Origin of the sequence: Endozoicomonas euniceicola (assembly GCF_025562755.1) — a bacterium.
Lineage (GTDB): Bacteria > Pseudomonadota > Gammaproteobacteria > Pseudomonadales > Endozoicomonadaceae > Endozoicomonas_A > Endozoicomonas_A euniceicola.
This window is the reverse complement of the sequence record NZ_CP103300.1, coordinates 2,697,004-2,720,947: the sequence shown is the minus strand read 5'-3', so window position 1 is coordinate 2,720,947 and position 23,944 is coordinate 2,697,004. Positions and strand designations below refer to the sequence as shown.

Sequence of the window (23,944 nt, the reverse complement as noted above, 5' to 3'; positions counted from 1 at the left end):
CGGATGCGGAGTCCGGGCTGGTCAGATTTACCAGTACCATCCCGCCGTCACCAGGTGAAAATTCATTGACTCGTTATGCTTGTACAAATCGGCATTAGAGTAGTGTATCCACCCGTACCGCAACTCATACTGCTGTTCGTTACCGAATCTGAAGCCTGCCATCAGTCTCACTTCGAACTGGAAGTGGCCGCCCATATTGATGGGTGATGTTTTTTCTTTTTCCAGATCCTTTTCCGAAATCCATGTCCCACCCACCCCGGCGTCGATAAAAGGAGTAACATTTTCCCATAATGGGCGTATCGGCATTACCCTGAAGACTGGAGAAAAGCTCACTGCCCATATCTCGCTGGCACTATTTGGACTTTTGTTTTTTGATTTAAGAGTACTGTTCCAGCGGCTGCCTGATAGTTCAAAGAAGCCATCCAGCTGAACAGAATCCCATTGGTACAATGGTTCTTCCCATTCCCAGACCAGCCCGATACGAACGTTATCGTAATCAGCATTTCTTGCGCTCCTGATCGGGAGGTACTGTCCATAAGTCAGGTTAAAGCCGTCCGGTTTAATATCAGCCAGTGCCTCAGACTGCAATGTAAGAGCAAAGGCTGGTAGCAACAGCAATGAGGGCAGATTATTTTTTAGCATGCGATATACCAGTTAACGTTGGTGGAATCCCGACATCTGGCTATCGGCAGGTGTTGATTGATTTTTACAACCAGCTGCTATTAAGAAGAGAAAAGAGTGTGTGAAATTGCATTAGTGATATTGCCATGCAACCTGACATTGCTTCAGAACAGGCTGACTGGTTAAACTGTTTTAACTGATAAAAAGTGCAGTTGTAAGAAAAATAAATTTGACGTAGTGGCTATTACGGGACATCTGCTCTTATCACAATATCTGTACCTGCCACTATGAGCTGCAAGGACATAAGCTCAATGACGAATAGTGATCCGGTACTGGAAGCGCTCTCATATATTTGTAAATTTTACGGGCTATCCGGCAATTTTCATCAGCTTACCGCTGGCTTGCCTCTTCATAATGGACATCTGACGCCTGAACTTGTACCTGATGCCGCTCAAAGAGTTGGTTTAAGAGCAGAAATCAGGGAAAGATCACTTGGAAAAATTAACCCGTTAGCACTTCCGGCACTTCTGATACATGCGGATGGTTCAGTCAGTATTCTGGAGAAGATTGTCGATGATGTGGCTTATCTAAGGCATCATGACTCTGGCTTTAGCCAGCAGACCTTTGAGCAGTTATCAAAAGACTATACCGGGCGTGTCATCTACATAAAACCGGATTTACAACAGGAAGGCATCAGTTCAAGACCTGAATCATCAAGGCGTAAATGGCTTTTTGATCCTCTTAAGCAGGCCATGCCCGTTTATGGAGAAGTGCTGCTGGCTTCTCTGTTTATAAATATTTTTGCTTTGGGTACACCCCTGTTTGTCATGAATGTGTACGACAGAGTAATAGCAAATCACGCTTTTGAAACCCTCTGGGTTCTGGGTTGTGGCATGGTGCTGCTGGTTTTTTTTGATTTTGTAATGAAATTACTTCGCAGCTGGTTTCTTGATCATGCTGGTCACCGAATAGACCTGCAGCTTTCCTCCGCTGTTTTTGCTGCTATTCTCAGCCAGCGTAATCAGCCGCTGCATACCGGTTCTACTGCAAACCAGTTGCACGAGTTTGAAGGCTTCCGGCAATTTCTTACATCAACCACCATCACCACCCTGATTGATCTGCCCTTTATTATTCTGTTTCTTGCGCTGATTGGCTGGATTGCAGGCCCGCTTGTCTGGGTGCCTGTCACCGCTATCCCTGTTGCGATTATGGTCAGCTGCTTTCTTCAGCACTCCCTGAAAAAGCATGTGGACCTTATGATGCAGGAAAGCTCAAGAAAGCAGGTCATGATCTACGAAACCCTGGCGAGCATGGCTGAAATAAAAATACAAAATGCCCAGGGAGTGATTCAGCGCAAATGGGAATACATCATTGAGCAGACCGGTCACCACGGGCTAAAAGTTCGTCACCTGACTCATAGTGCAACATCGGCAACACAGGCCATACAACAGCTGGCGTATATCGCTTTGATTATTGCTGGCGTTTACCTGGTCACTGCCGGAGAGCTGACCATGGGCGGGCTTATTGCCTGCAGTATTTTGTCGGGGCGGGCTATGGCACCTGCGGCGCAGATTACCGGACTGTTAATGCGCTTTCATCAGTCAAAATCGGCTTTGAATGGCGTTAAGCAAATCATTGAATCGCCAACGGAAAACGCCACGGTCAACCCGGTTGCCCCTGAGCAGATCAGGGGTGACATTGAACTGAAGAGTGTCGGTTTTAGCTGGCCTGAGCAACCGCCGGTTCTGGAGGGCATCAGCCTGAAGATCCGACCAGGAGAAAAAATTGGTATTCTCGGCCCAATGGGTTGTGGCAAGTCAACCCTGTTGTCAGTGATTGCCGGATTGAATCAGCCAACCAGTGGTCGTTACCTGATTGATGGAATCGCCTCAAACCAGTTTCACCCCTCACAGTGGCGGGAACAGCTGGGTTACTACATGCAGGATGCCCGTCTGCTTTACGGCAATGTCAAAGATAATATAACGCTGGGAAACCCCAATACGTCAGATGACGTATTTCTGAAAGTTTCAGGATTAACAGGCGTTACCCGCTTTTGTGCCAACCACCCCGAAGGTTTTTTCAGAATGGTGGGAGAAGCCGGTTCAGCACTGTCCGGAGGGCAGCGACAGGCGGTGGCTTTAGCGCGTGCATTGCTGAACGACCCGTCCGTTTTATTATTGGACGAACCAACATCCGCTATGGATTTATCGGAAGAAAATCGTTTCATCCGGGAACTGGAAGCTCAAATCAAGGATAAAACCGTGATTCTTGTCACTCACCGACCGAGTTTACTCAAGCTGGTTGACCGCTTGCTGGTACTGGACCAGGGGAAGCTGGTAGGAGACGGCTCCAAAGCCGATATTATGCGGCAATTAAACCAGAGGTCTGACAAAACCCGCACTGTTGAGGAAGTGGCATGAACTCCCCCTGGCAATGGCATGATAATGACTTTGTACAAACGCCTGAGAAAAAAGCGAAATCCCGCTTACCGGCGATCACTCATGGCATCTTGTTATTATCAGTTCTGGCATTCCTGTCCGCCCTTCTGTGGGCGCATTATGCAGAACTTGATGAGATTACCCGGGCAGAGGGCAAGATCATCCCTTCTTCGCGAATCCAGAAAGTTCAGAATCTTGAGGGCGGCATCCTTTCAGCCATTCTGGTCAGGGAAGGGGATCAGGTTGAAGCAGGCGAAATACTGCTACAGATTGACGACACCCGCTTTGCATCCAGTTTCAGGGAAAGTAAATATTCCGAGCAGTCACTCAAGGCAGAAAAACTGCGCCTGCTGGCAGAGTTAAATGACCAGCCATTTATTCCGGAAGCGGCGGTCAGAGAGCAGCTCGGCAGTGCTTTTTCTGATGAACAGGCTTTGTACCAGGCAAGAACCCGGGCAAGAGAGTCCGGCCTTGCTATCTTCCAACAGCAACTGAGGCAGCGACAACAGCAGTTGAACGAAGGCAGAAGCCGGCTTCAGAACTTAAACGACAGTATGGTATTAGCCGATAAAGAGCTGGCCCTGACGATTCCCCTTGCAAAGCGTGGTTCTGTCTCTCAGGTTGAGTTGATCAAAGTCCAGAGGCAGGTCACTGACCTGAAAGGTAAACTGGAACAGAGTCGGTTATCACAGCCAAGACTGGAGGCCGCTGTTGAAGAGGCTCGCTATAAAATTGAAGAAAAACGACGGCAGATCAAGGCAGAGATTAACACTGAACTGTCTGAAGTTAATGAGAAACTATTACGCATCAACGAAAACAATCTGGCCTTGCAGGACCGGGTAGCCCGCACGGCGGTTCGCTCTCCGGTTAAAGGCACCGTTAACAAATTAAATATCAACACGATTGGCGGGGTGGTGCAGCCCGGCATGGACCTGGTTGAAATTGTCCCAACGGAAGACAGCCTGCTGGTAGAGGCTCGTGTTCGCCCAACGGATATTGCTTTTCTACACCCGAAACTGAGTGCCACCGTAAAGGTCACTGCTTACGACTTTGCCATTTACGGTGGGCTGGATGCCCGGCTTGAGCATATCAGTGCTGATACCATTACCACGGACGATGGCGAAAGCTTTTATCAGATTCAGGTAAGGACAGAAAAAAATTATCTTGGAAATGATGATAAGCCGTTGCCGATTATTCCGGGCATGGTGGCCAGCGTAGATATAAAAACCGGTAAAAAGTCCGTTCTTGATTACCTGCTCAAGCCTATGTACAGAGCAAAAGAGCTGGCCTTGAGAGAGCGGTAAAAAAATCCCGGCTAAAGCCGGGATTTTTGTGTGAGCCTGAATGGCAGGAAAGCGGTTGTTACACGTTCTCAGGTGGGTTAGTCAGACTTTGCTCCACATAGAGGTTTACTTCTGCATTGTTCATCGTGTAGCTGTAGTGCTGCCAGGTCTTGTCGTTGTGATCAACAGTGCCTTTATTGGTCATATTACTGTCAAAGCCCTCCTCCAGCTGGCCCTGCCCTTCATTTGAAATATAAAGCACATTGTCATCGCTGGTGATATCAATAACATCTTCAAGGTTAAAACTGAGTTTGGCATTACTCAGCGACACTTCTTCGATGCCTTCAACGGTTTCACTGTCTTTAGAGAAGAACTCCAGAAGAGCGGTTTCTCCGTTGCTGGCCTCTATGTTCAGTACGTCATAATCTGATGCAGGCTCCGTGAAACGGGCGGTTATGACATCATCACCGGATAAAACCATATCAAGCACATGCACACTGGTTTCACCGTTATTATCTTCAACGGTATAGGTGAATGTTGCTTCAAGCCCTGGCAGCTGTCCCTCGCTAGTACCAAAAGCCTGAGAGAATTTAACCGGATAAGGCTCAAATTCAATAGTGCCATCGGGTTTGAAATACAAAGCTCCTAATTTCGGTATGCCTTTGCTTTCGTCTTCGATCGTAATTTTGAAGTGGTCGCTCTTATCGGAATAGTCGCTTATGTCACGAATATAGTCCTTGCCATCAAAGTTCATGACGATACTTGTGACTTTGCCACCATCCATGTTTTCTGGTTTCCAGCTTTGCTGATTATCGGCACCACTGAATAATCCGCTTTCAGAAATGTTGATGGTTGACTCTTTGTTGACGGTGATTGTTGGGTAGAATTCTCCGTCCTGACCGGCGGAGTTATACATGTCTATATGCAGCGTCCGCTCAGAACCATCCACTGTCTTATCTGAAGCGACAAAATAAACACGACTCAACAAGTCTTCATAGAGCTTTTCGGAATTATGACCAGAGCCCGTACGGAAAAACACACTGCCATTTTCCATTGAGACATCAATAATACCCCCGTAAGTGTCCTCTATGCCCTCAATATCAACCCTGAGTTCTTCTCCCTCAAAAGCATTTTCAATAGAGACTTTGGTGTAATTAATGTGTGTGCCTGCATCGGGGTTGCTGATATTAATCTTTCCGAATAACCCGCTGGCCTCTTCATGGCCTGAGCTTGACTCAAAGGTAATGTGTGGAGAGTCGTGATCGCCAGTCAACTCGATGTCCATTCCATGCACTTCACTGACACCATTAAGTTCCGTGGTGTAAGTGAAGCGAGCAGCCAGCGCATAGCCTTTAGGCAGCATATTCAGGTTTTCCGTGGGCCTGAACTCCACCCGGCCATCGGCGTGGAAGAATACTTCACCGATAGGATCAAAGGACAGCCCCCCTGCTCCTTCCTGGTCTTCAATGGTAATTTTGAAGTAATTACCGTTGGTGAAATCACCGATATCACGCACATAGTCTTTGCCATTGTACGTCATCACCACGCTGGTGATTTTGGATTCAGCACCTTCTGGTTTCCAGCGATCTGTAAATACAGAGCCACCGTCCTTCTCTGCATCTTCAAGTAAATCATCCTCAAGAAATTCTTGTGATGTGGGCGCATTGAGGGTGATTGTGGTTTCAGCTTTACCTGTTGCTCCAGCCTTGTCAGTCACTGCAATATCGAGTGTTAGCTGACGATTAGAGGCGAGCTCTTCAGAAAGGAAATACACTCTACTCAAAGCGGCTTCATACTCTTCTTTTGATGCCTCTCCGGTGAAGGTCAGCATATGCGGTGAACTGTTAGTAACGGTTATACCAAAGTCTTTAAAAATAGCCTCCACATCAATGTTAATGGCATCCTTCAGGCTTCCGTCTTGGAGTGTGACCGTTGCGCTTTTTATTTTATCGCCCATGTCAGGGTCAGTAATTTCGATATTGCCAAAGAGGCCGCTGGCATTATCATGGGAATCGCTGGCTATAAACTCTATTTCCGGCGCATCGTTCTGCCCCGACACTTTCATGTCAAAGGTATGGTTAGTGCTGTTCCCACCATCATCAACCGTATAGGTAAAGCTGGCTGATAAATCCAGACCTTCCGGCATAAAATCAATGGCTTCGGTGGGTACCAGCTCGATGGTGCCGTCCGCCCGGAAGTAGATGATGCCCATCTCCGGAATCGGCGGTTCTCCTTCTGGGTCTTCAATGGTGATTTTAAAATCACCCGCCTCGTTGATGGGCGTCTCACGGGTATAATCCTTGCCGCCAAAGTTCATGACGACTTTGGTCATGCTGGCACTGTCGGAACTGCCGGCAGGCTTCCATTGTCCGATAATCTGGCTGTCCGCTTTATCCACCAGATCGTCTTCATTGAATGACCAGTCTTTGGCGTCTACCGTGACGCTGGCGGCGGCACTGTTACTGTCGGCTCCCTGATCGTCAGTGACAACAATATCCAGTGTCCGGTCACCGCCAATGGTAAATTCACCCTTGGTACTGTGGCTCAGGCTTTGCAGTACAGACTGATAGACGTCAGCGGTTGCAGAGCCTGTGATGGTCAGTACACCATTGACGTATTCAGCTGAGAGACCTGTTGTGCCATCCAGGTTCACAGAAAGCTCATCACCGGCTTCACCGTTTTTCAGGGTAATGGTGGCCTTGGTGATTATCGCACCGGCATCGGCATCAGAGAGGCTGATGGTTTGCGGGTCGCCACTTTCATCTAGAGAGAGTTCCGGCGCATCGTTCTGCCCCGAGACATCCACGCCAAACTTATGAGTCGTGATACTCCCACCATCATCAACCGTATAGGTAAAGCTGGCTGATAAATCCAGACCTTCCGGCATAAAATCAATGGCTTCGGTGGGTACCAGCTCGATGGTGCCGTCCGCCCGGAAGTAGATGATGCCCATTACGGGAATCGGCGGTGTTCCGCCGGTGTCTTCGATGGTGATTTTAAAATCACCCGCCTCGTTGATGGGCGTGTCACGGATGTAATCCTTGCCGCCAAAGCGCATGACCACCTGTGTCATAGTGGCATCATCGGAACTGCCGGCAGGCTTCCATTGTCCGATGATCTGGTTGCCCGCTTCATCTACCAGATTGTCTTCATTGAATGACCAGTCTTTGGCGTCTACCTTGACGCTGGCGGCGGCGCTGTTGCTGTTGGTTCCCTTATCGTCAGTAATCACTACATTCAGAGAGCGTTCGCTGCCTACGACAAACCTGCCATCTGAACCAAGGGTCAGCGAGTTCAGTACTTTCTGGTAAATATCAGCAGACGCATTGCCGCTGATAGTCAGCACACCGTTGACGTATTCATACGAGAGACCTGTTGTGCCGTCCAGATTAACAGAGAGCTTGTCGCCCGCTTCACCGTTGGTAATGCTCACGACAGCCTTACTGACCGCAGACCCGGCATCAACATCTTTAATGGTGATCTTACCCAGAAGGCCATCACCCTCCTCCAGGCTCAGAACTGGCGCATCGTTCTGCCCCGAGACATCCATGCCAAACTTATGAGTCGTGATACTCTCACCATCATCAATCGTATAGGTAAAGCTGGCACTTAAATCCATACCTTCCGGCATAAAATCAATGGCTTTGGTGGGGACCAACTCAATGGTGCCGTCCGCCCGGAAGTAGATAATGCCCATCTCCGGAATCGGCGGTTCTCCTTCTGGGTCTTCAATGGTGATTTTAAAATCACCCACCTCGTTGATGGGCGTGTCACGGATGTAATCCTTGCCGCCAAAGCGCATGACCACCTGTGTCATAGTGGCATCATCGGAACTGCCGGCAGGCTTCCAGTGTCCGATGATCTGGTTGCCCGCTTCATCTACCAAATCGTCTTCATTGAATGACCAGTCTTTGGCGTCTACCGTGGCTGTGGCACTGTTACTGTCTTCTCCCTTATCGTCAGTAATCACCACGCTCAGAGTCCGTTCGCTGCCTACGACAAACCTGCCACCTGAACCAAGGGTCAGCGAGTCCAGTACTTTCTGGTAAATATCAGCAGACGCATTGCCGCTGATGGTTAGTACACCATTGACGTATTTAGATGTGAGTTTTGTGTCATCCAGGTTCACAGAGAGCCTGTCGCCCGCTTCACCGTTGGTAATGCTCACGACAGCCTTACTGACCGCAGACCCGGCATCGACATCTTTAATGGTGATCTTAGCCAGAAGGCCATCACCCTCCTCCAGGCTCAGAACTGGCGCATCGTTCTGCCCCGAGACATCCATGCCAAACTTATGAGTCGTAGTAAGGTCACCGTCCTTAACCGTATAGGTAAAGCTGGCTGATAAATCCATACCTTCTGGCATGAAGTTAATGGCTTCGGTTGGCACCAGCTCAATGGTGCCGTCCGCCCGGAAGTAGATGATGCCCATTACCGGAATGTAAGGGTTACCTTCCGTGTTCTCTATGGTGATTTTAAAATCACCCGCCTCGTTGATGGGCGTGTCACGGATGTAATCCTTGCCGCCAAAGCGCATAACCACCTTGGTCATACTGGCGTTATCGGAACTGCCAGCAGGCTTCCATTGTCCTATGATCTGGTTGCCAGCTTCATCTACCAGATCGTCTTCATTAAATGACCAGTTTTTGGCTTCTACCGTGGCAGTGGCACTGTTACTGTCTTCTCCCTTATCGTCAGTAATCACCACGCTCAGAGTCCGTTCGGTTCCTACGACAAACCTGCCACCTGAACCAAGGGTCAGCGAGTCCAGTACTTTCTGGTAAATATCAGCAGATGCATTGCCGCTGATAGTCAGCACGCCGTTGACGTATTCATACGAGAGACCTGTTGTGCCATCCAGGTTAACAGAGAGCTTGTCGCCCGCTTCACCGTTGGTAATGCTCACTACAGCCTTACTGACCACAGACCCGGCATCGACGTCTTTAATGCTGATCTTGCCCAGAAGGCCATCTCCCTCCTCCAGGCTCAGAACAGGCGCATCGTTCTGTCCCGAAACATCCATGCCAAACTTATGAGTCGTGATACTCCCACCATCATCAACCGTATAGGTAAAGCTGGCTGATAAATCCAGACCTTCCGGCATAAAATCAACGGCTTTGGTGGGTACCAGCTCGATGGTGCCGTTTGCCCGGAAGTAGATGATGCCCATTTCGGGAATCGGCGGTGTTCCGTCGGTGTCTTCAATGGTGATTTTAAAATCACCCGCCTCGTTGATGGGCGTCACACGGGTATAATCCTTGCCGCCAAAGTTCATGACCACCTTGGTCATGCTGGCGCTGTCGGAACTGCCGGCAGGCTTCCAGTGTCCGATAACTTTGTTGCCCGCGTCATCCACCAGATCGTCTTCATTGAATGACCAGTCTTCAGCTTCTACCTTGACGCTGGCGGCAGCGCTGTTACTGTCGGCTCCCTGATCGTCAGTGACAACAATATCCAGTGTCCGGTCGCCACCAATGGTAAATTCACCGTTGGTGCTGTGACTCAGGCTTTGCAGTACAGACTGATAAACGTCAGCGGTTGCAGAGCCTGTAATGGTCAGCACACCATTGACGTATTCTGCTGAGAGACCTGTTGTGCCATCTAGGTTCACAGAAAGCTCATCACCGGCTTCACCGTTTTTCAGGGTAATGGTGGCTTTGGTGATCGTTGCACCAGCATCGGTGTCAGTAACCTCGATGGTTTGCGGATCGCCACTGTCATCCAGAGTAAGTTCCGGCGCATCGTTCTGCCCCGTCACTTTCATGCCGAAGGTATGGTTAGTGCTGTTCCCACCATCCTCAACCGTATAGGTAAAGGAGGCTGATAAATCCAGACCTTCCGGCATAAAATCAATGGCTTCGGTGGGTACCAGCTCGATGGTGCCGTCCGCCCGGAAGTAGATGATGCCCATCTCCGGAATCGGCGGTTCTCCTTCTGGGTCTTCAATGGTGATTTTAAAATCACCCGCCTCGTTGATAGGCGTCACACGGGTATAATCCTTGCCACCAAAGTTCATGACCACCTTGGTCATGCTGGCGCTGTCGGAACTGCCAGCAGGCTTCCAGTGTCCGATAACTTTGTTGCCCGCGTCATCCACCAGATCGTCTTCATTGAATGACCAGTCTTCAGCTTCTACCTTGACGCTGGCGGCAGCGCTGTTACTGTCGGCTCCCTGATCGTCAGTGACAACAATATCCAGTGTCCGGTCACCGCCAATGGTGAATTCACCCTTGGTGCTGTGACTCAGACTTTGCAGTACAGACTGATAAACGTCAGCGGTTGCAGAGCCTGTGATGGTCAGTACACCATTGACGTATTTAGCTGAGAGACCTGTTGTACCATCGAGGTTTACAGAAAGCTCATCACCGGCTTCACCGTTCCGCAGGGTAATGGTGGCTTTGGTGATCGTCGCATTAGCATCGGCGTCAGTAACCTCGATGGTTTGCGGATCGCCACTGTCATCCAGAGTAAGTTCCGGCGCATCGTTCTGCCCCGTCACTTTCATGCCGAAGGTATGGTTAGTGCTGTTCCCACCATCCTCAACCGTATAGGTAAAGGAGGCTGATAAATCCAGACCTTCCGGCATAAAATCAATGGCTTCGGTGGGTACCAGCTCGATGGTGCCGTCCGCCCGGAAGTAGATGATGCCCATTTCGGGAATCGGCGGGGTTCCGCCGGTGTCTTCAATGGTGATTTTAAAATCACCCGCCTCGTTGATGGGCGTCACACGGGTATAATCCTTGCCACCAAAGTTCATGACCACCTTGGTCATGCTGGCGCTGTCGGAACTGCCGGCAGGCTTCCAGTGTCCGATAACTTTGTTGCCCACGTCATCCACCAGATCGTCTTCATTGAATGACCAGTCTTCAGCTTCTACCTTGACGCTGGCGGCAGCGCTGTTACTGTCGGCTCCCTGATCGTCAGTGACAACAATATCCAGTGTCCGGTCGCCACCAATGGTAAATTCACCGTTGGTGCTGTGACTCAGGCTTTGCAGTACAGACTGATAAACGTCAGCGGTTGCAGAGCCTGTAATGGTCAGCACACCATTGACGTATTCTGCTGAGAGACCTGTTGTGCCATCTAGGTTCACAGAAAGCTCATCACCGGCTTCACCGTTTTTCAGGGTAATGGTGGCTTTGGTGATCGTTGCACCAGCATCGGTGTCAGTAACCTCGATGGTTTGCGGATCGCCACTGTCATCCAGAGTAAGTTCCGGCGCATCGTTCTGCCCCGTCACTTTCATGCCGAAGGTATGGTTAGTGCTGTTCCCACCATCCTCAACCGTATAGGTAAAGGAGGCTGATAAATCCAGACCTTCCGGCATAAAATCAATGGCTTCGGTGGGTACCAGCTCGATGGTGCCGTCCGCCCGGAAGTAGATGATGCCCATCTCCGGAATCGGCGGGGTTCCGCCGGTGTCTTCAATGGTGATTTTAAAATCACCCGCCTCGTTGATGGGCGTCACACGGGTATAATCCTTGCCACCAAAGTTCATGACCACCTTGGTCATGCTGGCGCTGTCGGAACTGCCAGCAGGCTTCCAGTGTCCGATAACTTTGTTGCCCACGTCATCCACCAGATCGTCTTCATTGAATGACCAGTCTTCAGCTTCTACCTTGACGCTGGCGGCAGCGCTGTTACTGTCGGCTCCCTGATCGTCAGTGACAACAATATCCAGTGTCCGGTCGCCACCAATGGTAAATTCACCCTTGGTGCTGTGACTCAGGCTTTGCAGTACAGACTGATAAACGTCAGCGGTCGCAGAGCCTGTAATGGTCAGCACACCATTGACGTATTCTGCTGAGAGACCTGTTGTGCCATCCAGGTTCACAGAAAGCTCATCACCGGCTTCACCGTTTTTCAGGGTAATGGTGGCCTTGGTGATCGTTGCACCAGCATCGGCGTCAGTAACCTCGATGGTTTGCGGATCGCCACTGTCATCCAGAGTAAGTTCCGGCGCATCGTTCTGCCCCGTCACTTTCATGCCGAAGGTATGGTTAGTGCTGTTCCCACCATCCTCAACCGTATAGGTAAAGGAGGCTGATAAATCCAGACCTTCCGGCATAAAATCAATGGCTTCGGTGGGTACCAGCTCGATGGTGCCGTCCGCCCGGAAGTAGATGATGCCCATTTCGGGAATCGGCGGTGTTCCGCCGGTGTCTTCGATGGTGATTTTAAAATCACCCGCCTCGTTGATGGGCGTCACACGGGTATAATCCTTGCCACCAAAGTTCATGACCACCTTGGTCATGCTGGCGCTGTCGGAACTGCCAGCAGGCTTCCAGTGTCCGATAACTTTGTTGCCCGCGTCATCCACCAGATCGTCTTCATTGAATGACCAGTCTTTGGCGTCTACCTTGACGCTGGCGGCAGCGCTGTTACTGTCGGCTCCCTGATCGTCAGTGACAACAATATCCAGTGTCCGGTCGCCACCAATGGTGAATTCACCCTTGGTGCTGTGACTCAGACTTTGCAGTACAGACTGATAAACGTCAGCGGTTGCAGAGCCTGTAATGGTCAGTACACCATTGACGTATTCAGCTGAGAGACCTGTTGTACCATCGAGGTTTACAGAAAGCTCATCACCGGCTTCACCGTTCCGCAGGGTAATGGTGGCTTTGGTGATCGTCGCATTAGCATCGGCGTCAGTAACCTCGATGGTTTGCGGATCGCCACTGTCATCCAGAGTAAGTTCCGGCGCATCGTTCTGCCCCGTCACTTTCATGCCAAAGGTATGGTTAGTGCTGTTCCCACCATCCTTAACCGTATAGGTAAAGGAGGCTGATAAATCCAGACCTTCCGGCATAAAATCAATGGCTTCGGTGGGTACCAGCTCGATGGTGCCGTCCGCCCGGAAGTAGATGATGCCCATCTCCGGAATCGGCGGGGTTCCGCCGGTGTCTTCAATGGTGATTTTAAAATCACCCGCCTCGTTGATGGGCGTCACACGGGTATAATCCTTGCCACCAAAGTTCATGACCACCTTGGTCATGCTGGCGCTGTCGGAACTGCCAGCAGGCTTCCAGTGTCCGATAACTTTGTTGCCCACGTCATCCACCAGATCGTCTTCATTGAATGACCAGTCTTCAGCTTCTACCTTGACGCTGGCGGCAGCGCTGTTACTGTCGGCTCCCTGATCGTCAGTGACAACAATATCCAGTGTCCGGTCGCCACCAATGGTAAATTCACCCTTGGTGCTGTGACTCAGGCTTTGCAGTACAGACTGATAAACGTCAGCGGTCGCAGAGCCTGTAATGGTCAGCACACCATTGACGTATTCTGCTGAGAGACCTGTTGTGCCATCCAGGTTTACAGAAAGCTCATCACCGGCTTCACCGTTTTTCAGGGTAATGGTGGCCTTGGTGATCGTTGCACCAGCATCGGCGTCAGTAACCTCGATGGTTTGCGGATCGCCACTGTCATCCAGAGTAAGTTCCGGCGCATCGTTCTGCCCCGTCACTTTCATGCCGAAGGTATGGTTAGTGCTGTTCCCACCATCCTCAACCGTATAGGTAAAGGAGGCTGATAAATCCAGACCTTCCGGCATAAAATCAATGGCTTCGGTGGGTACCAGCTCGATGGTGCCGTCCGCCCGGAAGTAGATGATGCCCATTTCGGGAATCGGCGGTGTTCCGCCGGTGTCTTCGATGGTGATTTTAAAATCACCCGCCTCGTTGATGGGCGTCACACGGGTATAATCCTTGCCACCAAAGTTCATGACCACCTTGGTCATGCTGGCGCTGTCGGAACTGCCAGCAGGCTTCCAGTGTCCGATAACTTTGTTGCCCGCGTCATCCACCAGATCGTCTTCATTGAATGACCAGTCTTTGGCGTCTACCTTGACGCTGGCGGCAGCGCTGTTACTGTCGGCTCCCTGATCGTCAGTGACAACAATATCCAGTGTCCGGTCACCGCCAATGGTAAATTCACCCTTGGTGCTGTGACTCAGGCTTTGCAGTACAGACTGATAAACGTCAGCGGTTGCAGAGCCTGTAATGGTCAGTACACCATTGACGTATTCAGCTGAGAGACCTGTTGTGCCATCCAGGTTCACAGAAAGCTCATCACCGGCTTCACCGTTTTTCAGGGTAATGGTGGCCTTGGTGATTGTCGCACCAGCATCGGCGTCAGTGAGGCTGATGGTTTGCGGGTCGCCACTTTCATCCAGAGAGAGTTCCGGCGCATCGTTCTGCCCCGTTACTTTCATGTCAAAGGTATGGGTAGTCGTACTCCCACCATCATCAACCGTATAGGTAAAGATGGCTGATAAATCCATACCTTCTGGCATAAAATCAATGGCTTCGGTGGGTACCAGCTCGATGGTGCCGTCCGCCCGGAAGTAGATGATGCCCATCTCCGGAATCGGCGGTTCTCCTTCTGGGTCTTCAATGGTGATTTTAAAATCATCCGCCTCGTTGATAGGCGTCACACGGGTGCCACCAAAGTTCATGACCACTTTGGTCATGCTGGCGCTGTCGGAACTGCCGACAGGCTTCCATTGTCCGATAATCTGGCTGTCCGCTTTATCCACCAGATCGTCTTCATTGAATGACCAGTCTTCAGCTTCTACCTTGACGCTGGCGGCAGCGCTGTTACTGTCGGCTCCCTGATCGTCAGTGACAACAATATCCAGTGTCCGGTCGCCACCAATGGTAAATTCACCGTTGGTGCTGTGACTCAGGCTTTGCAGTACAGACTGATAAACGTCAGCGGTTGCAGAGCCTGTAATGGTCAGCACACCATTGACGTATTCTGCTGAGAGACCTGTTGTGCCATCCAGGTTCACAGAAAGCTCATCACCGGCTTCACCGTTTTTCAGGGTAATGGTGGCCTTGGTGATCGTTGCACCAGCATCGGCGTCAGTAACCTCGATGGTTTGCGGGTCGCCACTGTCATCCAGAGAGAGTTCCGGCGCATCGTTAATGCCCGAAATATTGAGGGTAACGGTATCAGTTGCGGGACTGAGTAAACCTGTGGCATCAGAAGCCGTGATCTGTAAACTGAGGCTCTCAAGATCGCCATCATCCGGGGTACCAGACAGTGTACGTGTACTTGGATCAAAGCTCAGCCAGTCAGGTAATGGCTGACCGTTGCTCAGTGAAACTGAATAAATAGTGTTCCCAAATCCACCTGTCGCTTCCGGAATGGTGAAAGAGAACAAATTCTCTTCAGTGGCACTGGGCAGGGCTCCGACATTCAGCTCCAGCGGCAAAATATCATCGGGGGTATCAGAGGGCGAATCCTCGGCTTCGTTCGATGCGTCGGGCTCGTCTTCCTGCTCGTTGTCAGCATTGTTATTGTTAATGTTTGCTGTTTGGGTGTCTGCAAAGGTGGAATCAAGAGGATCAGAATCAGACAGAGTTGAAAATAGTTCGGGTTCTGTCTGCTCAGGGGAAGCGGGCAGATTTAAAGCTGGCTGACTGGCAGGGGAGTCGAATGTTTCTGTATTTTCTGCTTCGAACTCAATCTCGGCCTCTTCCTGACTGGCTTCTTCACCAGAAGCAAACAACCCTGATGCAACCTGCTGTGCGGTAATGGTTTGCCCTCCGGAAACAAGTCCTCCTGAACCGGCAAAGTTACCAACGGTTATCTGGACTCCATTCAAAGACAGAGTCAGATCTCCGCCATCCATCGCCAAGTCAAGGTTTTCTGTGCTGGCTGCAGTCAGTTCAACCTTTTCGCCAGCCTGTAATTCCAGGGTTTCACCTGTTTCTACGACAACTTCACGGCTTTCACCTTTTTCATTAATTATCTTTAACTTAATAGCCATATTTTCATCCCTGAATTAAATAGGCAGCACTTACTTAAAGTGAGGTGTATTTCATCTTTAAGAAGCCCTGTACGAATAATAAAAAGGAGGCTGGTATAAGATCAGCCTCCTGTATAGTCACATAGTGCAGCTTTCAAGGTTGGATCTGGGTAGCCAGGATTCCGATAGCGCTTAATAACCGGTATTTTTCAAGATAGGCTGTAAATTGCTCGTTAACCTGAAGCTTTCTTGCGTTGAAGCTTTCCTGCTCACTGTCCAGAAGATTTAAAAGAGAGCGACGACCCGTTTCGTATTGCTCGAAAAATGACTGTTTCACCTGGTCGCGCTCATCGGCATAGCCATTAATCTGTTCTACTCGATCTTCCGCAGACTTGAGTGCAAACCATGTTTTCGCAACACCTTCCTGAACTTTCCGAAGAGATTCCTGATACACCTGAAGGCTTTCGTTCATCTGTTCAGCACGCTCCATCTTTCGCGCTTTGTCATAACCGCCGCGGAAAAGATTAAAGTTCATAGTCAATAATGCACTGTAATCGTCGTTTGGCCCTATGGAACCATCCATATCCCTGTTTTGACTGGCGGCTAATTCAAGGCCAAACTCTGGCAGGTAAGCGGCCTTACTGGCATCATAACTTTTTTCTGCAGCTTCTTTTCTTGCTGTGGCCATTTTTAGTGCCGGGTGTTTTGACATGGCCTGGCGGATAGCATTATCCAGGTCTGCCGGAAGGCTGATATTGGTATCAGGCAGGCTCAGTTCCATCGGTTTTACGCCAACGAGACGCTCAAACGAGGCTTCTGATCTTGCAAGGTCGCTTTCAATCTGTCTCAATTCCGAGCGAGCCAGTCTCAGTCGGCTGCTGGCCTGTAATCGATCAGCCTTATCGGCGTACCCACTGTTGGCACGGTCTTCTACCTTATCAAAAATTGATTTCTGAACCTTTACGTAATCTTGTCCGTACTCCAGAAGGTTCTGGTATCTGAGCACATCAAGATAAACCTCTACGACATTGATGAACACTGCTTCCTGAACGTTGAGCAGACTTTGAGTTTCTGCCACGCTGCTGGCTTTTGAAGACGCAACCTGATTAGCTGTTTCAAACCCATCAAATATCAGTTGCTTTAAAACAATTTTATTTTCACTGCGTGTCAGCGTGTCGAAAGCATCTTTATCCTTCAACGGATGTCTCGCCGCAACGGTGCTATTGCGACTTTTTTCCCTGCCCCAGCGCGAGGTTATATCAATAGAGGGCAGATAAGCGGCCTGCTCCTGACTCACTCTTTTTTCCTGGGCTGTTTGCCGGTGTTGAGCAGCCAGAATAACCGGGTTTGTTGTTTTGGCTTGTTTAAGTGCGTCACTGAGGGTCATTGAGTAGGCGAATGGGGAGGTAAAAATAGTGACTGCCAGAGCTATAGCCAATTGTTGGAGCTTTATCATTCCATGAATCCATGTCGTTTAGTTATTAATATGAGGCAAAAATCCTTATTGCCATCACTTTATTGGTTACTTATTACTAACAATTAAGGTTAGGTATGTAAATAATACGATTGGCTATTTAAATAAAAATTAATAATTCATTGGCAGCTCAAACTATCCAGTTGCCAGAAAAGCCACACCTGATAACATGCACCTGTCTTCTATAAAAACATCTGTATAAAAACAACAATGACAGAAAGGTAAAGTCATGAAACGTCGTAACCTGCTTGCCTCCGTCGGGCTGGCATTGTCTGCAACATTTCTTGCCGGTTGTGGATCGTCTGAGCAAACTGAAACCTCCGTTGCGGCGGAGCCTGAACAACAATCCTTTGAATGGAAACTGGTCACGTCCTGGCCCAAAAATTTCCCCGGACTGGGTATGGGACCAGAACGCTTTGCTGACATGGTTGACGAAATGAGTGCGGGTCGCCTTCAGGTTAAGGTATACGGCGCTGGTGAACTGGTTCCGGCACTGGAAGTGTTTGATGCGGTGTCGAACGGTACCGCTGACATGGGGCATTCCGGTGCTTACTACTGGAAGGGCAAAGACCCTGCGACACAGTTTTTTACCGCCGTCCCCTTTGGTTTAAACGCTCAGGAAATCAGCAGCTGGATTCACTATGGCGGTGGACAGGCGCTATGGGATGAAGTCTACAAGCCTTTTAATATTAAGCCGCTGGCAGGAGGTAATACCGGTGTGCAAATGGCGGGCTGGTTTAACAGGGAAATTAACTCTCTTGATGATATTAAGGGGCTGAAAATGCGCATTCCCGGCATGGGCGGAGAAGTGCTGAAGCGTTTGGGAGGCGTTCCGGTAACACTGCCCGGCGGTGAACTGTTTACCGCACTGCAAACCGGTGCCATTGATGCAACGGAATGGGTTGGGCCTTATAACGATATGGCGTTTGGCTTCTATAAGGTGGCTTCCTATTACTACTATCCCGGTTGGCATGAGCCAGGTTCCATGATGGAATTTACCATCAATCTGGATGCCTGGAATGCATTACCAGCCGATCTTCAGGCTATCGTAAAGGCTGCTGCAAAAGCGGCTCATCAGGACATGCTCGATGAGTACACAGCCAGAAATAATGCCGCACTCAACCAGCTGGTATCTGAGCATGGTGTGAAGCTGCGCCGTTTGCCGGATGACGTATTAAAAAAGCTGAAGGAAACGGCTGATGAAGTCACTGCTGAAGTGGCTGCCAGCAGTGATGTTGCCAAACGTGTTTACGAGTCTTTTAAGGCTTTCCGTGAACAGTCCACGCAGTACCACAAGATTTCTGAAGAAGCCTATTACGACGCACGTTCTTTATAGAAGCTAAGTGAGCAGGGGTTAACGTTCCTGCTCCAGCTCATGCACTTCTTCAAATCCCATTGATTCCAGGGCAGGCATCAGGCCATGAATCCCGTCAGGGCTGCCGGTATAGATAAACCGGTCAGAGGTGGTTGTGCTGGAATCAGGGATGGTTTCCAGTAGAAATTCAACCCGCCTAGCAATGGCTTCACCGGAATTAATCCAGTGAATAGGAACCGGGCAGGCGGCCTGAAGCTGTTGCTCCAGCAGCGGGAAATGGGTGCAGCCTAAAACGATGCAGTCGGGCTGTTTGCCATTGGCAAAGAATGGTTCAACGACGGCCTGGTACTCCTCATGGCTGACAGGTTGTTCTCGGAGATGACGTTCTGCCATGGCAACCAGATCACTGGAACCCACGGAAATGACATCGCAGTCTCTGGCAAAGTCGCGAATTAACTGATGGGTATATTCTCTGGCAATGGTTCCCGGAGTCGCCAGCAGCCCAATAGTGCGTTTCTTTGACCACTCGCCTGCTGGTTTGATGGCTGGAACAACACCCACCACCGGAATTTGCAGCGCCTGTCGTGCGTGGGGCAGAGAGATGGTACTGGCTGTATTGCAGGCGATAATGGCAAGGGCTGGCTGATATTGCTTTGCCAGTTGGCTCAGGCAATACAGGGTTCTGTCAATGACTTCCGCTTCTGGCTTTGGACCATAAGGAAATGCCTCGTTGTCCGCACAGTAAACGACCTCAACCCCCGGCAGTCTGCGTTTGACTTCCTGATAAATACTCAGCCCCCCAACGCCGGAGTCGAAGATAACAATGGGTTTCTCTTGTTGCTCTTGTTGAGCGACTTGTTGAACGAGTGGTTGAGCGGGTTGTTGCATAGATAAAGGGTGTTGTTGTTCCACAAAATCAAACAGGGTAGACGCTGTCAACCGGTTTGCAAATAAGAGCTCTTCGCTGTTTCCCGGGGATTTCATAAGCAGTGAGGAGTCTAATCAAGGAGTCACTGATTCAGCTTCACTCTAAAAGAGATTGTTCTTTTCGGCTTCTGTCCATTCTGGATGCTTTCTTGTAAGCACAAGACCTGATGAAAAGGAAATACCATTAAATCGTGGTATTAAGCTAAAGTACTTGATAATACAGCTGGTGTCCGAAGCAGGAAAAGTACAGTTAGCCCAGGGGTCACATACAACAGAACCTTGAAGTGCTTTTTTAAATCTTTCACCACCCAAAATAAACTCCGGCAGGATAGGCTTACTATCTAATAGTAAAAAAGTATGGTCGTAATTGACCTCAGTTCGGACTATTCCTATATGTAAATCAGGTGATTGCTTTATATTTGATAAATAATTATATGCTATAGATGCAAAGTCATCACACGTCCCAAACCCTAATTTTTTACACCACGCAGCTTGCTGCCCAACACTTGGATTTCTTCCAAGAAATTCAGTTCTGCGTACTCTTAACTCTGCGTGTATACTTCGTTTCTCTCCAAACATATCGTCACCCATGTTCGGAGTAGCCATAGTTGCGGGATGGGGAGATGGCCTGTAGCTAGGAAAACCAGGAGGATGGTTAATAGCCGTGAACGCAAGTTCATTATAAACATGATGGCATGCAAGATTTCCGAGAGTAATAAGGCTGTGTATATCTAACATAGTTATGCTCCTGCTTCCTCACCGACGAGATACCACTTCGTACCCGGTTATACTATTTCGCTCTTTTCTTGCTTCGGATGCATCCTGATATTTTCTGTTTCGCCTTGCTGTTCCTGATATCCTGCTGACTGCCATTGTTGTCGAAGGGGATTCAGAAGGCTTTTCGCCGCTTCATACTGCAACAGCCCCACCGGAGCGTGCAGTTTACCTGAAAACTGGACAGAGCGGTGCAATTCAGTATGGTAAGGCTTCGTCTCTTTCTTACTGGTTATTATGTCATGCAGATTAAAAACGACTTCAATAGTCTTTTGAACGAATTTCCTGCTCAACCTGCATCGATTCTGAAAACTCTATCCACACAGTCGGGGCGTCTGGATAAAAAGCAGGTTGACTCATTGTTGTCGTGCCTGAATATGACAATCGAGGAGCTGATGAAAGCTCTGTTGCCTCTCGCAGCTTCTCTGAGCGTTACTCCGGTTTCCAGTTTTCAGGTAGGAACCATAGCAGAAGGCGGCAGTGGCAATCTGTATTTTGGTGCGAACCTGGAGTTTTCTCAGCATCCTCTGAAAATCACTGTTCATGCTGAGCAGTGTGTTGTCACCAATGCCTGGCACCAGGGTGAAACCTGGTTGAAACGCCTGATGGTGAATGAAGCGCCCTGCGGTCATTGTCGCCAGTTTTTGAAAGAGCTGAACAGGGTTGATGACCTGCAGATCATTATTGATCGTACCTCCAGAGGGGAGGTGGTTACCCGTAAGATTGGCGACCTGCTGCCGGATGCTTTTGGTCCAGGTGACCTGGGTATCAAAGAGTACCTGATGAGCGATGCTTGTTACCCACTATCACTCTCAGAAAGGTCGTTTTCAGAAAAGTCATTCTCAGAAAAGCCGTTGGCAGAAACCAGCGAACTGGCTCAGGCTGCTCTGGAGGCGGCCCGGCGAAGTCATGCACCTGTTTCAAACAGCCGGGCGGGCGTGGCTCTGCAACTGTCCAGTGGTCGGGTAGTTACCGGGCGCTATGGAGAGAATGCGGCTTTTAATCCGGGCATTTCAGCCATGGAGGCGGCGGTTGTTAACTGGCGGATGGCATTGCTGGCGCAGCCGGAAGATCATATTGTCGCTGCCGTTATGGTTGAACAGCAGGGAACCAGCTCGCAACGCTATCTGGCAGAAGTTTTTCTGGCCGACTATGGTGTTAGGCTTGAGTATTTCAAGGTCTAAACTAAACAGAAAGCCAGTGAGTCAACGTCACATATTTCGGGCAGGGACGCCAACGATGAAAATAGATCCTTCCACCACATCCACAAACCTTGATTACGGCCATAACCCCGACGATGGTTCTGGAGATAATCAGCAAAATAAAAAGCAGGATGATAAAAAGTACAGCCCTGCTTTACCTCATGACCATTCTGACGTTGCTCGCTCAAAAAAACTGGCTGCACGCAAGGCGCGCAAAAAGAAAAGAAAAATTGCCGAGCGGAGGGCCCGGCGAAATAAGAGTAAAGACGACAAACCTTCAGCAACAGACTAAAAATAATCAGAAAGTGCTTAAAAGCGTTTTGGTTTTTCTGACTGACTTTCCAACTGATCTATGTTTTCTTATGGCGATTGGGTTTGGGAAATTCTCATTTCCTTCTAATGCCAGTATTCTTCAGGTTTAATGCGATCTTTGTTTTTTCTGTGATGTTTTTTACCACTTTTATTTGAACGGTCATTTTTTGGGTTTTTATTAGGTTTTTTATCACGTTTTCTCTTTTGCTTCTTTGTTATTTTGCTACTGATTAAAGCAGTATCTTCATCGGTTGTAACAAAGTCTTCTTCTTGTCCGCCGTCTCCATAGTCATAGTCAGTTGCAGTGTCAGGCAGTGATATTTCGCTGCTATCTTGTGAATTAGGGAAAAGTTTTTTTGTTGCTGATTTTATCAAACAATAAGCAGCCAGAAGATTATCATATAGCGGTGAATTTGAAGGAGTAAGAATTCGTGTAGAAGCCAGAATACTTTCCTGAGCATTATTGAGATGCGTATTTAACATTTCATAATAAACATCTAATTTCTGTTTACGAGTAACTGGTTGCTTTTGTTTTTTGTCTACAGCTCCTGCAGGTAATGGATATTTTAAGTTTGGGTTGGATGGAAAGAATGTCGTAAGTCCAGAGTCCTCAGTTCTTTTCTCTCTGCGTTCTTTGCTGGTTTTGTCGGAAACAACACCGTCTTCTGGTTCTTTTTTTTCATACTTGACAGGTCTGCGGGGAGGTTCATTCCCCCCCGCCCCTGCTCCCGCAGAACCAGATTGATAACTTTTATGCCTTCCAGTCTGTAAAGACGAGCTTCGTGCGGTATTTAAGGAAGTCGCGGAAGAAGAATACCCGCTGCCTGAAGCCTCGTTTCTTGAAGAGGCATTGCCGTCGTCAGGTTTTCTCTCAGAGCTGACATCTCCTATAGCAGAAATTCTGATGGGCTTTCCTTTGAATGCCAGAAGCAGGTACTCGTAAGACAAGGGCCAGCCTTCATCATAACCAAACTGTTGCAAGCCAAATGAGAAATCAGGTGGAGTTGGAGAAGGTGCAGCTGCTACTGCGTGATAACTATATAAGTTTTCCTCTTTATTCCATGATAAGTGTGAACCATCATCACAGGCTATAGTGGAGTGGAAAGTGGAGTGGAAAAAGTAACCTGCATTCTTGCCATAGCAGAACCAGGCTCTGGTCATATCCTCTAATGACGTGTGGTGAAGCATGGAGAAACCAGTCAAAACCCTTTCAGGATAGCCCTCTCTGTCTACACGCGAAGGCACTTTGATTCTGTGTGTCGTTGAAGAGAGAACAAAGCTGGAGCTGGTCTCATCAAACAAAATCTTAAGTTTATTATTAGCAACGGGCTCGGCTATTTTAAGCAGTAGACTTTGATAGCCGAAAGCATTTTGCTGGCTTGATTCAAGCAATGCCTTGCCGGATTTTTCAGAGAGTTTGAATGACAAAGACTGCTGACCGCTTGTATCACGAGAAACCTGGGCAGAGATATCGCAAAAAGGTAGTGTTACCTGCTGAGTTTGCTGCGGTTTTGACACTATCCGGGTGCTTGTGATGTCTGCTATGTGGCCAGTTAAAATAGCATCTTTTCTGATGAAACCTGCTTCAAGAGGGGGAGCTTCGAGCCTTATTGATGTCATCATTAAACCAAAGCTCCCTGCTGATCCACTTACTTTTGAGCTAAAACCCAAGTCAAAAGCCAAAGCAGGAAAAGCTGCAAAAAGAGAGACCATCGGAAAAGTCCGGTATTTCATTTTTTATTCCTCGTTCAGACATTATATTTATTGACCGTATTGGTTTAGCAGTGACTGAGGGAGTTGCAAGTTCTTGAGCGATTAAACAGGCTATGCTTTGATGATCACAAAA

Annotated in this window: 11 protein-coding genes; 5 read left to right on the top strand and 6 right to left on the bottom strand. The window is 49.0% G+C overall.

Annotated elements, in window-relative coordinates; all coding sequences use genetic code 11:
* Positions 1-27 precede the first annotated feature (27 nt).
* Positions 28-642, bottom strand: coding sequence for an acyloxyacyl hydrolase (locus tag NX720_RS10435; protein ID WP_262601049.1), 615 nt, complete (start codon positions 640-642; stop codon positions 28-30).
* A gap of 290 nt (positions 643-932) precedes the next feature.
* Here NX720_RS10435 and NX720_RS10430 point away from each other — a divergent pair, with 290 nt between their 5' ends.
* Positions 933-3,041, top strand: a complete 2,109-nt coding sequence (locus tag NX720_RS10430; RefSeq protein ID WP_262601048.1) for a type I secretion system permease/ATPase — start codon at positions 933-935, stop codon at positions 3,039-3,041.
* Positions 3,038-4,363, top strand: a complete 1,326-nt coding sequence (locus NX720_RS10425; RefSeq protein ID WP_262601047.1) for an HlyD family type I secretion periplasmic adaptor subunit — start codon at positions 3,038-3,040, stop codon at positions 4,361-4,363. Before NX720_RS10430 ends, NX720_RS10425 begins: the two co-directional genes overlap by 4 nt.
* 58 nt (positions 4,364-4,421) lie before the next feature.
* Here the strand turns inward: NX720_RS10425 and NX720_RS10420 are convergent, their stop codons facing one another.
* Together NX720_RS10420 and NX720_RS10415 are read right to left on the bottom strand one after the other, a co-directional pair.
* Complete coding sequence (locus tag NX720_RS10420) at positions 4,422-16,115, bottom strand: putative Ig domain-containing protein (RefSeq protein ID WP_262601046.1); 11,694 nt, start codon at positions 16,113-16,115, stop codon at positions 4,422-4,424.
* A 133-nt stretch (positions 16,116-16,248) separates the two neighbouring features.
* The gene (locus NX720_RS10415; protein ID WP_262601045.1) at positions 16,249-17,550 is read right to left on the bottom strand and encodes a TolC family outer membrane protein; all 1,302 of its coding nucleotides are present in this window, start codon (positions 17,548-17,550) and stop codon (positions 16,249-16,251) included.
* Between the two features lie 247 nt (positions 17,551-17,797).
* Between NX720_RS10415 and NX720_RS10410 the strand changes: the two genes are divergently transcribed.
* Positions 17,798-18,904: a TRAP transporter substrate-binding protein gene (locus NX720_RS10410; protein WP_262601044.1), complete on the top strand. Its 1,107-nt coding sequence runs from the start codon at positions 17,798-17,800 to the stop codon at positions 18,902-18,904.
* 18 nt (positions 18,905-18,922) lie between these two features.
* On the opposite strand, the gene murI is transcribed toward NX720_RS10410, so the two are convergent.
* Together murI and NX720_RS10400 are read right to left on the bottom strand one after the other, a co-directional pair.
* Positions 18,923-19,867 (bottom strand): glutamate racemase, encoded by a 945-nt coding sequence (gene murI / locus NX720_RS10405; protein ID WP_262601043.1) that lies wholly within the window; start codon positions 19,865-19,867, stop codon positions 18,923-18,925.
* Positions 19,868-19,912: 45 nt separating this feature from the next.
* Positions 19,913-20,548 carry a hypothetical protein gene (locus tag NX720_RS10400; protein WP_262601042.1) on the bottom strand — a complete coding sequence of 212 codons (636 nt, stop codon included), beginning with the start codon at positions 20,546-20,548 and terminating at the stop codon, positions 19,913-19,915.
* Between the two features lie 278 nt (positions 20,549-20,826).
* On the opposite strand from NX720_RS10400, the gene cdd reads away from it, so the two are divergent.
* Positions 20,827-21,768, top strand: a complete 942-nt coding sequence (cdd, locus tag NX720_RS10395) for a cytidine deaminase (RefSeq protein ID WP_262601041.1) — start codon at positions 20,827-20,829, stop codon at positions 21,766-21,768.
* 55 nt (positions 21,769-21,823) lie between these two features.
* A complete protein-coding gene (locus tag NX720_RS10390; protein ID WP_262601040.1) occupies positions 21,824-22,078 on the top strand; it encodes a hypothetical protein in 255 nt (84 codons plus the stop codon).
* A gap of 104 nt (positions 22,079-22,182) precedes the next feature.
* On the opposite strand, the gene NX720_RS10385 is transcribed toward NX720_RS10390, so the two are convergent.
* A complete protein-coding gene (locus tag NX720_RS10385) occupies positions 22,183-23,832 on the bottom strand; it encodes a hypothetical protein (protein WP_262601039.1) in 1,650 nt (549 codons plus the stop codon).
* Positions 23,833-23,944: the final 112 nt, after the last annotated feature.